This is a genomic window from Pseudomonas sp. 18.1.10 (assembly GCF_024655625.1).
Lineage (GTDB): Bacteria > Pseudomonadota > Gammaproteobacteria > Pseudomonadales > Pseudomonadaceae > Aquipseudomonas.
The window spans coordinates 1-11081 of the sequence record NZ_JANLGL010000182.1 but is presented as its reverse complement, the minus strand read 5'-3'; the positions used below and the strand labels follow the sequence as shown (position 1 = coordinate 11081).

Sequence of the window (11081 nt, the reverse complement as noted above, 5' to 3'; positions counted from 1 at the left end):
CGGTGTGTCAGCCCCCTATCAGCTGACTGACACACCACTTTCGCGAGCAAGCCCGCTCCCACACTGGAATTGCCTTGCCCAGCAGACCGCATGTTTTCAACCGAATTGAACGAGATTTTAGATGAACAACGCCCTGAACCAGCTGCAGCCCTACCCGTTCGAAAAACTGCGCGCCCTGCTCGGCAGCGTTACGCCAAACTCGGACAAGCGCCCGATCGCGCTGTCCATCGGCGAACCCAAGCACAAATCCCCGGCATTCGTGGCCAAGGCCCTGGCCGACAACCTCGACCAGATGGCCGTCTACCCCACCACCCTGGGCATCCCGGCGCTGCGCGAGGCCATCGGCGCCTGGTGCGAACGCCGTTTCAGCGTGCCCAAGGGCTGGCTCGACCCGGCGCGCAATATCCTGCCGGTCAACGGGACGCGTGAGGCGCTGTTCGCCTTCACCCAGACCGTGGTCAACCGTGGCGACGACGCCTTGGTGGTGAGCCCGAACCCGTTCTACCAGATCTACGAAGGCGCCGCGTTCCTTGCCGGGGCCAAGCCGCACTACCTGCCGTGCCTGGACAGCAATGGCTTCAACCCGGACTTCGACGCCGTGTCGCCGGACACCTGGAAGCGCTGCCAGATCCTGTTCCTGTGCTCCCCCGGCAACCCGACCGGCGCACTGATCCCGGTCGACACCCTGAAAAAACTCATCGCCCTGGCCGACGAATACGACTTCGTCATCGCCGCCGACGAGTGCTACAGCGAGCTGTACTTCGACGAACAAACCCCGCCGCCCGGCCTGCTGAGCGCCTGCGTCGAACTGGGTCGCGAGGACTTCAAGCGTTGCGTGGTGTTCCACAGCCTGTCCAAGCGTTCCAATTTGCCGGGCCTGCGTTCCGGTTTTGTCGCCGGCGACGCCGACATCCTCAAGGCCTTCCTGCTGTACCGCACCTACCACGGCTGCGCGATGCCGGTGCAAACCCAACTCGCGAGTATTGCCGCCTGGCAGGACGAGGCCCACGTATTGGCCAACCGCGACCTGTACCGCGAGAAGTTCGACGCCGTACTGGCCATCCTCAAACCAGTGCTGGACGTGCAAAGCCCGGACGGTGGTTTCTACCTGTGGCCGAAGGTGAAGGGCGATGATGCGGCGTTCTGCCGTGACCTGTTCGTGGAAGAACACGTGACCGTGGTGCCGGGTTCTTACCTGTCGCGGGAAGTGGACGGTTTCAACCCGGGTGCCGGGCGTGTGCGCCTGGCGCTGGTTGCACCGTTGGCGGAGTGTGTCGAAGCGGCGGAGCGGATTCGCGACTTTATTCAACGTCGTCAGTAATGAAACCTGCCCGCACTGTGCAATGCAGTGCGGGTGCTATGCATTTCCTACAGCGCCACCGATATTCAGCCACTCCTCGTTGGAACGTTTCCCTCAGTCAGCGCCACTACAGGGTCTCCAAACTCCTTTCGCCAACGAGGCCATGCATTTTGAGCATCAACCCCACCGCCTATACAACACCCGCCATCCCTGAGCATGCCTACGACAACCAGGCGCCGAAGACATCCGCACCCAGCAGGAAAAAACGTGCCGTTGCATTCCCTGCGGACCTTTGGCCACAACACTCGACACTCAAGATCTCGTTGATGGGCATGACGCCAGAGCAAGAACAGTTCACCAAAAACAACATCAACAAGTGGGCGCCCCACGTCAACTTGACGTTCGAGTTCACCCAATCACCCAACGCAGATATTAGGATTGCAGCGGACAATACTGAAGGTGGTTCATCGACCATCGGCGTAGATGCGAAGAATGTTCCCGCCCCCACGCCCACAATGTTTATCGGCTTTCGCCGCGGGCTGGTGCCAAAAACCGGCCAGACGGTACTGCATGAATTCGGTCACGCCCTGGGTTTGAAGCATGAGCATCAACACCCCGACCGGGATTTGGATTTCAATAAAGAATTCATCTACAAAGAGTACGACCAAGGTGGTAGGCCCCGTAAAAATGCCGACGAGCAAATGCTTAACACATTTAACCGTGAACAGACTAAGCACTCTCCCTATGATCGGCACTCCATCATGCACTACAGCTTACCGAACGAATATTTCAACACCCAAAACCCCACTTCAGAAAACTATGAATTGTCGGAAACCGACATCCAGTTCATCCGCAAGCTGTATCCAAAAAACCAATAAAACCACTTCGACTCATTTCAACGTTCCCAAATTTGCCTCACTCATATCCAACTCGGCCAGCACCTCTCTCAAAACGTCATCACCAATCTGGTGATGACGGCTCAAGCTATACAACTCCAGACGTTGCGCCCGCAGGGCCTTGAGCCGTAGTTTTCGCTCCAGCAGGTCCATCTGCTGCGCCAGCGCCTGGGCTTCAGCCGAGTCATTGAACACTTCCAACTGATGGCGATATTCCGACATCAATCGTGCCTTTAACTCGGCGGCCAAGGCAGCCTGGGCGGCGTCCTGGGTTTCGGTGTCAGCGGGTTCCTCGGTTTCCAGGGCATGAATCGCGGCCACGGCGGTTTTCTTCCAGGCCTCGCGAACCTCGTTGTGGCGCTTCTCATCGGGGCTCTTTTCGACGCCGCGCAACAACAGCGGCAAGGCGATGCACGCGGCGATCAGCGACAACAGGATCACCCCAGCAGCGATAAAGATCAGCAGGTCACGCTCGGGAAAGTCCTGCCCCGGCGCCAACAGCAACGGCACCGACATCACACCGGCCAACGTCACCGCACCGCGCACGCCACCGACGGTCAGCAGCCAGCAGGAGCGCGCCGTCGGCACCAGCGTCAGCTCTCCTTTGCCACGCCATCTGCGCAGCAAACCCGAGAGCCGCCAAATGCTCTGCACCCAGATAAAACGCAGCACCAGCAACACCAGGAAGATCGCCACCACGTCGAGGCAGCGATACAACAACGTCGGCCACAGCGTCGGCTCATGGCTCACCACCGCCTTGATGATGTCCGGCAGTTGCAACCCCAGCAGCAGGAAGATCAAGCCGTTGAAGGCAAACTCCAGCAGCGACCAGACGCTGCGATTGAGCAAGCGCGTGCTGGTCTGGCGCGGCAGCAGGTCGAGCCAGCTTTGCATCATGCCCGCCGCCACCGCCGACAAAATCCCCGATGCGCCCAGACGCTCGGCCAGCACATACGCGGCAAACGGCAGCAGCAACATGAACACCACATGGGTCGCGGGGTCGTCCCAACCCCGGGCGATCATCCAGGTGCGCAAGCGGCCCACCAGCCAGCTCAGCGCCACGCCAACGGCCAGGCCACCGAGCGCCACCAGCACAAAGGTGAGGCTGGCATCCGCCAGGGAAAATACCCCGGTCAACGCCGCCGCCAGGGCAAACTTGAAGGTCACCAGGCCCGACGCGTCGTTCATCAACGCCTCGCCTTGAAGCATATGCATCAGCGGCGTGGGCAACCGGTTCTGGGAAATGGCCGACACCGCCACGGCATCCGTCGGCGACAACACCGCCGCCAGGGCGAAGGCCACCGGCAGCGGGATCGTCGGCAATATCCAGTGAATGAAGTAGCCAGCACCGACGACTGTAAACAGCACCAGCCCCACCGCCAACGTCAGAATCGGCCCGCGCAGCCGCCACAATTCACGCTTGGGCATGCGCCAGCCATCGGAAAACAACAGCGGCGGCAGGAACAGGAACAGGAACAACTCCGGGTCCAGCGCCACATGCAGCCCCAGCGTGGGCCAGGCCAGCAAGCCGCCCGCAGCGATCTGCACCAAGGGCAACGGCAACGGAATGACACGCCCGACCAGACGCGAAACGCTGACCAGCATCAGCAGGATAAGAACGGTGTAGGCGGTTTGCATAACGCGGGGTTCCCGGACAATCGACTTGCGAAGACACACTTGAGGCAACGACTGGCCGTTGAAGTGCCATATTCCCCGGCTATATTAGCGGCCTGGCCGGCGCCTGGCATTTGCACATAAGTCGCACGCCGGCGTGACGAGCGGCACCACAGGCCGCCGGTCGTGGCATAATCCGTGACCTTTCGTTTCCGTTGGTCCAAAGGGGGGCAATTCCTTGACCGCTTCAAGCAAAACCTTGCACCTTTTCGGCATCAAAGCCTGCGACACCATGAAAAAGGCGCGCACCTGGCTCGATGAGCACGCTGTGAGCTATGAGTTCCACGACTACAAAACGGCCGGTATCGACCGCGAACACTTGACCCAATGGTGCAACGAGCACGGTTGGCAGGTGGTTTTGAACCGTGCGGGCACCACCTTTCGCAAACTCGAAGACGAACGCAAAGCCGATCTCGATCAGTCGAAAGCCATTGAATTGATGCTCGCACAACCCTCGATGATCAAGCGCCCGGTGCTCGATCTCGGTGACAGAACCCTGATTGGCTTCAAGCCAGATGTTTATTCGGCGGCCCTCAAGTAGGCCAGCCCTTTCCATTTTTGTAGAGGTAACAGCATGTCCAATTCCCTGTTCAGCCTGGGCTTCGGCGTCGGCACTCAGAACCGCCAAGGTGCTTGGCTGGAAGTGTTTTACGCACAACCGTTGCTCAACCCGTCGGCAGAAATCGTCGCAGCCATCGCGCCGATCCTCGGCTACACCGAAGGCAACCAGGCGATCACCTTCACCGTCGCCCAGGCCCTGCAACTGGCCGACGCACTCAAAGGCGTCGATGCCACCCAGGCCGCCCTGCTCAGCCGCCTGGCCGAAAGCCACACCCCGCTGGTCGCCACCCTGCTGGCCGAAGACGCCGCGCTGACCTCCACGCCTGAGGCCTACCTCAAGCTGCACCTGCTGTCCCATCGCCTGGTCAAGCCCCACGGCCTGAGCCTGGCCGGCGTGTTCCCGCAACTGCCAAACGTCGCGTGGACCAGCCAGGGCGCCATCGACATCAGCGAACTGGCCGAACGCCAGCTCGAAGCGCGCCTGCGTGGCGAGCTGCTGGAAGTGTTCTCGGTGGACAAGTTCCCAAAAATGACCGACTACGTGGTCCCGGCCGGCGTGCGTATCGCTGACGCCGCGCGTCTGCGCCTGGGCGCCTACGTGGGCGAAGGCACCACCGTGATGCACGAAGGTTTCGTCAACTTCAACGCGGGCACCGAAGGTCCGGGCATGATCGAAGGCCGTGTGTCGGCTGGCGTGTTCGTCGGCAAGGGCTCGGACCTGGGCGGCGGTTGCTCCACCATGGGCACCCTGTCGGGCGGCGGCAACATCGTGATCAAGGTCGGCGAAGGCTGCCTGATCGGCGCCAACGCCGGTATCGGTATCCCATTGGGCGACCGCAACACCGTGGAATCGGGCCTGTACGTCACCGCCGGGACCAAGGTCGCGCTGCTCGACGAACAGAACCAACTGGTCAAGGTGGTCAAGGCACGCGACCTGGCCGGCCAGCCGGACCTGCTGTTCCGCCGCAACTCCGAGACCGGTGCCGTGGAGTGCAAAACCCACAAATCGGCCATCGAATTGAACGAAGCGCTGCACGCTCACAACTAAGCAGCCACTCGATGCCCCTAGCGGGCCCCGATCCTGGGGCTCGCTTATACGAGTCTTGAACACCATGCTAGTGCCCTCTTCCTGGCGCGCCGATTTCCCGGCCATCGCCACCCTGCAACGGCAAGACCAGACCTACCTGGACAACGCCGCCACCACGCAAAAGCCCCAGGCCTTGTTGGATGCCATCAGCCATTACTACGCCAATGGCGCAGCCAATGTGCACCGTGCCCAGCATTTGCCGGGCGCCCATGCGACCCAGGCGTTCGAAGACAGCCGCAGCAAGGTCGCCCAGTGGTTGAACGCAGGAGACAGCGGGCAGATCGTGTTCACCCACGGCGCAACCTCTGCGCTGAACCTCTTGGCCTACGGCCTGGAGCATCTATTCAATGCGGGCGATGAGATTGTCATCAGCGCCCTGGAACACCACGCCAACCTGCTGCCCTGGCAGCAACTGGCCAAACGCCGCGCCCTGGAGCTGGTGGTATTGCCCCTTGGCGATGACGGCGTGATTGACCTCGCGGCCGCCGCCAAGCTGATCGGCCCGCGCACGCGCCTGCTGGCGGTGAGCCAGCTGTCCAACGTGCTCGGTGCCTGGCAGCCGCTGGAAGCGTTGCTCGCCCTGGCCCAACCCCATGGGGCCCTGACCGTCATCGACGGCGCCCAAGGCATCGTCCATGGTCGCCATGACGTACAGACCCTGGGCTGCGACTTCTACGTGTTTTCCAGCCACAAGCTCTACGGCCCGGACGGCGTCGGCGTGCTGTTTGGTCGTAACGAAGCCCTGCATCACCTGCGCCACTGGCAGTTTGGCGGCGAGATGGTGCAGAACGCCGATTACCACAACGCCAGCTTTCGCCCGGCGCCACTGGGTTTCGAAGCCGGCACGCCGCCGATTGCCAGCGTGATCGGGCTGGGCGCCAGCCTGGACTACCTGAGTTCGCTGGATCAGCAGGCCGTGATCGCCCATGAAGCCGCGTTGCATGACTATCTGCTGCGCGGCCTCAACGCGCGCAATGGCCTGCGGGTGCTGGGCGCGCCGCAGGTGGCGCTGGTCAGTTTTGTCGTCGAAGGCGTGCACAACGCCGACCTTGCGCACCTGCTCACCGAGCAAGGCATTGCCGTACGCGCCGGGCATCATTGTGCGATGCCGCTGCTCAAGGCGATGCAGTTGTCGGGGGCGATCCGCGTATCCCTGGCGCTGTATAACGATTCCGACGACCTGGAGCGCTTTTTTGAGGCGCTGGATCAGGCGCTGGATATGTTGCGATGAGTTTGCCCGTCGATGCAGTGGCAGCGCTTGAAGCGTTCCAGGCCGTGGGTAGCTGGGAGCAGCGTGCGCGGATGCTGATGCAATGGGGTGAGCGCATGCCTGCCCTGGCTGCTGAAGATAAGGTCGAGGCCAACCTGGTGCAGGGCTGCGAAAGCCTGGTGTGGTTGGTGGGGCGTTTGCAGGATGGGTATTGGCAGTTTGCTGCGGCCAGTGATGCGCGGTTGATTCGCGGCTTGGTGGCGTTGTTGCTGGTGCGGGTGAATGGGTTGTCGGCTGCCGAGTTGCAGGCCGTGGACTTGCCTGACTGGTTCAATCAACTGGGCCTTTCCCGCCAGTTGTCACCCTCGCGCAGCAACGGCCTGAACGCCGTCTTGCAGCGCATGCGAGAACTAAGTCGTACGCAAGACTAAATGTGGGAGCTGGCTTGCCTGCGATAGCATCACCTCGGTTTGACTGACACACCGAGGCGCCTGCATCGCAGGCAAGCCAGCTCCCACACAAGCCAGCTCCCACATTTTGAAGGGTGCAAGTTTCCAGAATTAAGCAGGCTTGACCCGCTCCGAAGGCCGGCGCACCCCAGCGACAATCTTGTCCACCGCCTTGGTTGCCGCCACCATGCCAAAGGTCGCGGTCACCATCATCACTGCACCAAACCCACCGGCGCAGTCCAGCTTCACCCCATCCCCGACAAAACTCTTCTGCAAGCAAATGCTGCCGTCCGGCTTGGGATAGCGCAGCTGCTCGGTGGAAAACACGCACGGCACGCTGTAATGACGGGTCACGGTGCGCGAGAAACCATAATCGCGACGCAGGGTGGAGCGCACTTTGGAGGCCAGCGGATCGTTGAACGTCCGGTTCAGGTCGCACACCTGGATCAACGTCGGGTCGATCTGCCCGCCGGCGCCGCCCGTGGTGATGATCTGGATCTTGCGGCGCTTGCACCAGGCGATCAGCGCAGCCTTGGCGTTGACGGCGTCGATGCAGTCGATCACGCAGTCGATGTTCGGCGTGATGTACTCGGCCATGGTGTCGCGGGTGACGAAGTCCGCCACCGCATGCACCGTGCACTCCGGGTTGATGCCACGCAGGCGCTCGGCCATGACCTCGACCTTGGGTTTGCCCACGGTGCTGTCCAGCGCATGCAACTGGCGGTTGCTGTTGCTGACACACACGTCATCCAGGTCAAACAGCGAAATCTCGCCCACACCGCAACGGGCGATGGCTTCCGCCGCCCAGGAGCCCACACCGCCGACGCCGACGATCGCCACATGGGCCGCTTTCAAGCGTTCCAGGCCTTCAATGCCATACAAGCGGGCGACGCCTGCAAACCGTGGATCTTCTGTGCTCATGACCATTACCCCAAAAACCGGCGCGCATTATGGGCTACACAGCGGCAAGTTTTAAGCTACAAGTTACAAGTTAAGAACTTAGATAGGCTTTCGCTGACTAACGTCCGGCTTTTCTCTGCTTGCTGTACGCTCAGGGAAGCGCCGGTGTAGGATGCGCGCCGTTCGGCGTAGGCCGACACCTCTTTTCGTTCCACACCCTTTGGAACCCGAAATAGCCATGGCATCGCGTAAATTTGGACTCAACCTGGTGATCGTGCTGGCAATCGCCGCGCTGTTCACCGGCTTCTGGGCGCTTATCAACCGCCCGGTCACCACCCCCAACTGGCCTGAACAGATCTCCGGTTTTTCCTACTCGCCGTTCCAACAAGGCCAGTACCCGCAGAAAAACCAGTTCCCGACTGACGACCAGATGCGCCAGGACCTGGCGATCATGAGCAAGCTGACGGACAACATCCGTACCTACTCGGTCGACGGCACCCTGGGCGACATCCCCAAGCTGGCCGAAGAGTTCGGCCTGCGCGTGACCCTGGGGATCTGGATCAGCCCGGACCTGGAACGCAACGAGCGAGAAATCCAGCGCGCCATCGAAATCGCCAACAACTCGCGCAGCGTGGTGCGGGTTGTGGTGGGTAACGAAGCGGTATTCCGTAAAGACATCACCCCAGAAGCGCTGATTGTGCTGCTGGATCGGGTGCGCGCCGCCGTCAAAGTGCCGGTCACGACCTCCGAGCAATGGGACATCTGGGAAAAGAACCCACAGCTGGCCAAGCACGTCGACCTGATCGCCGCGCACATCCTGCCGTTCTGGGAATACATTCCGATGGACAAGGCCGGCCAGTACGTACTCGACCGCGCCAAGGACCTGAAGAAACTGTTCCCGAAAAAGCCGCTGTTGCTGTCGGAGGTTGGCTGGCCGAGCAACGGCCGCATGCGCGGTGGCAATGAAACGTCCCCGGCCGACCAGGCGATTTACCTACGCACACTGGTGAACAAACTCAATCGCCAGGGCTACAACTACTTCGTGATCGAGGCCTTCGACCAGCCGTGGAAAGTCAGCGATGAAGGCTCGGCCGGCGCTTACTGGGGCGTGTTCAACGCCGCACGCCAGCAGAAATTCAACTTTGAAGGGCCCGTGGTCGCCATCCCGCAATGGCGCGTACTCGCCATCGGCTCGGTGGTGCTCGCCCTGCTGTCGCTGACCCTGCTGATGATCGACGGCTCGGCCCTGCGCCAGCGTGGCCGCACGTTCCTGACCTTTATCGCGTTCCTCTGCGGTTCGGTGCTGGTGTGGATCGGTTACGACTACAGCCAGCAATACAGCACCTGGTTCAGTGTCACCGTGGGCGTTCTCTTGGCGCTCGGCGCCCTTGGCGTGTTTATCGTGTTGCTGACCGAAGCCCATGAGTTGGCGGAAGCGGTGTGGACCCACAAGCGTCGGCGTGAATTCCTGCCGGTCGAAGGGGACTCGGACTACCGCCCGAAAGTGTCGATCCACGTGCCCTGCTACAACGAGCCGCCGGAGATGGTCAAACAGACCCTCGACGCCCTCGCGGCCCTCGATTACCCGGACTACGAAGTCCTCATCATCGACAACAACACCAAAGACCCAGCCGTTTGGGAACCGGTGCGCGACTACTGCGAAACCCTCGGCCCGCGCTTCAAGTTCTTCCACGTCGCGCCCCTGGCCGGTTTCAAGGGTGGCGCGTTGAACTACCTGCTGCCGCACACCGCCAAGGATGCCGAAGTGATCGCGGTTATCGACTCGGACTACTGCGTGTCGCCCAACTGGCTCAAGCACATGGTGCCGCACTTCGCCGACCCTAAAATCGCCGTGGTGCAGTCGCCGCAAGACTACCGCGACCAGAACGAAAGCACCTTCAAGAAGCTCTGCTACGCGGAATACAAGGGTTTCTTCCATATCGGCATGGTCACCCGCAACGACCGTGACGCGATCATCCAGCACGGCACCATGACCATGACCCGGCGCTCGGTGCTCGAAGAACTCGGCTGGGCCGACTGGTGCATCTGTGAAGACGCCGAACTGGGCCTACGGGTATTCGAGAAAGGCCTGTCGGCGGCGTATTACCACGACAGCTACGGCAAGGGCCTGATGCCGGACACCTTTATCGACTTCAAGAAACAGCGTTTCCGCTGGGCCTACGGCGCGATCCAGATCATCAAGCGCCACACCGCCAGCCTGTTGCGCGGCAAGGACACCGAGCTGACCCGTGGCCAGCGCTACCACTTCCTCGCGGGCTGGTTGCCGTGGGTGGCGGACGGCATGAACATCTTCTTCACCGTGGGCGCCCTGTTGTGGTCGGCGGCGATGATTATCGTGCCGACGCGGGTCGATCCGCCGCTGCTGATTTTCGCGATCCCGCCGTTGGCGTTGTTCGTGTTCAAGGTGGGCAAGATCGTGTTCCTGTACCGTCGCGCCGTGGGCGTGAACCTCAAGGACGCGTTCTGCGCGGCCCTGGCGGGCCTGGCGTTGTCCCACACCATCGCCAAGGCGGTGCTGTATGGCTTCTTCACCAGCAGTATTCCGTTCTTTCGCACACCGAAAAACGCGGATAACCACGGTTTCTGGGTGGCGATTTCCGAAGCCCGCGAAGAAATGTTCATCATGCTGCTGTTGTGGGGCGCCGCGCTGGGGATCTATCTGGTCCAGGGCCTGCCGAGCAATGACATTCGCTTCTGGGTGGTGATGTTGCTGGTGCAGTCGCTGCCGTATGTGGCGGCGTTGATTATGGCGTTCCTGTCTTCGCTGCCGAAACCTTCGGTAGCGGCGGAGCCCGCACCCGCGGCGTAAAAACTTGCGCAATGCACTAAACGGCGGCCTCTGGCCGCCGTTTTGCTATAAGATAACGGCCGTTTTGCAAGTCTTAGCCTGTGCCAATGCCTTATGTGGAACAGGGCTTTTGTGGGAGCGGGCTTGCTCGCGAATGCGGTGTGTCAGCCACACATGAGTTGACTGACCCACCAC

General features: G+C 61.3%; 9 protein-coding genes. 7 read left to right on the top strand and 2 right to left on the bottom strand.

The features are described from left to right. Window positions 1-121 precede the first annotated feature (121 nt). Together dapC and NUV89_RS23285 are read left to right on the top strand one after the other, a co-directional pair. Window positions 122-1321 (top strand): succinyldiaminopimelate transaminase, encoded by a 1200-nt coding sequence (gene dapC, locus NUV89_RS23290; RefSeq protein WP_257783169.1) that lies wholly within the window; start codon window positions 122-124, stop codon window positions 1319-1321. 149 nt (window positions 1322-1470) lie between these two features. Continuing rightward, window positions 1471-2178: a M12 family metallopeptidase gene (locus NUV89_RS23285; RefSeq protein ID WP_257783168.1), complete on the top strand. Its 708-nt coding sequence runs from the start codon at window positions 1471-1473 to the stop codon at window positions 2176-2178. Window positions 2179-2190: 12 nt separating this feature from the next. On the opposite strand, the gene NUV89_RS23280 is transcribed toward NUV89_RS23285, so the two are convergent. Beyond that, window positions 2191-3834 carry a Na+/H+ antiporter gene (locus NUV89_RS23280; RefSeq protein WP_257783167.1) on the bottom strand — a complete coding sequence of 548 codons (1644 nt, stop codon included), beginning with the start codon at window positions 3832-3834 and terminating at the stop codon, window positions 2191-2193. Window positions 3835-4048: 214 nt separating this feature from the next. Between NUV89_RS23280 and NUV89_RS23275 the strand changes: the two genes are divergently transcribed. The 4 genes from NUV89_RS23275 (at window position 4049) to NUV89_RS23260 (ending at window position 7159) form a co-directional block, all read left to right on the top strand. After that, the gene (locus NUV89_RS23275; protein ID WP_122514429.1) at window positions 4049-4411 is read left to right on the top strand and encodes an ArsC family reductase; all 363 of its coding nucleotides are present in this window, start codon (window positions 4049-4051) and stop codon (window positions 4409-4411) included. A gap of 33 nt (window positions 4412-4444) precedes the next feature. Then, the gene (gene dapD / locus NUV89_RS23270) at window positions 4445-5479 is read left to right on the top strand and encodes a 2,3,4,5-tetrahydropyridine-2,6-dicarboxylate N-succinyltransferase (protein ID WP_257783166.1); all 1035 of its coding nucleotides are present in this window, start codon (window positions 4445-4447) and stop codon (window positions 5477-5479) included. A gap of 64 nt (window positions 5480-5543) precedes the next feature. Further along, a complete protein-coding gene (locus tag NUV89_RS23265; protein WP_257783165.1) occupies window positions 5544-6749 on the top strand; it encodes an aminotransferase class V-fold PLP-dependent enzyme in 1206 nt (401 codons plus the stop codon). After that, window positions 6746-7159 (top strand): SufE family protein, encoded by a 414-nt coding sequence (locus NUV89_RS23260; RefSeq protein WP_257783164.1) that lies wholly within the window; start codon window positions 6746-6748, stop codon window positions 7157-7159. The genes NUV89_RS23265 and NUV89_RS23260 overlap by 4 nt, the downstream gene beginning before the upstream one ends. 129 nt (window positions 7160-7288) lie before the next feature. Here NUV89_RS23260 and tcdA read toward each other — a convergent pair whose 3' ends face one another. Then, window positions 7289-8098 (bottom strand): tRNA cyclic N6-threonylcarbamoyladenosine(37) synthase TcdA, encoded by an 810-nt coding sequence (tcdA, locus tag NUV89_RS23255; protein WP_374684540.1) that lies wholly within the window; start codon window positions 8096-8098, stop codon window positions 7289-7291. A gap of 217 nt (window positions 8099-8315) precedes the next feature. Here tcdA and NUV89_RS23250 point away from each other — a divergent pair, with 217 nt between their 5' ends. Continuing rightward, the gene (locus NUV89_RS23250; RefSeq protein ID WP_257783162.1) at window positions 8316-10907 is read left to right on the top strand and encodes a glycosyltransferase; all 2592 of its coding nucleotides are present in this window, start codon (window positions 8316-8318) and stop codon (window positions 10905-10907) included. Window positions 10908-11081: the final 174 nt, after the last annotated feature.

Excerpts from the sequence above, each read along its gene's own strand:
- NUV89_RS23250 (WP_257783162.1), top strand. The coding sequence starts at position 8,316 with ATGGCATCGCGTAAATTTGGACTCAACCTGGTGATCGTGCTGGCAATC.
- NUV89_RS23260 (WP_257783164.1), top strand. The coding sequence starts at position 6,746 with ATGAGTTTGCCCGTCGATGCAGTGGCAGCGCTTGAAGCGTTCCAGGCC.
- dapC (WP_257783169.1), top strand. The coding sequence starts at position 122 with ATGAACAACGCCCTGAACCAGCTGCAGCCCTACCCGTTCGAAAAACTG.
- NUV89_RS23280 (WP_257783167.1), bottom strand. The coding sequence starts at position 3,834 with ATGCAAACCGCCTACACCGTTCTTATCCTGCTGATGCTGGTCAGCGTT.
- tcdA (WP_374684540.1), bottom strand. The coding sequence starts at position 8,098 with ATGAGCACAGAAGATCCACGGTTTGCAGGCGTCGCCCGCTTGTATGGC.
- NUV89_RS23265 (WP_257783165.1), top strand. The coding sequence starts at position 5,544 with ATGCTAGTGCCCTCTTCCTGGCGCGCCGATTTCCCGGCCATCGCCACC.
- dapD (WP_257783166.1), top strand. The coding sequence starts at position 4,445 with ATGTCCAATTCCCTGTTCAGCCTGGGCTTCGGCGTCGGCACTCAGAAC.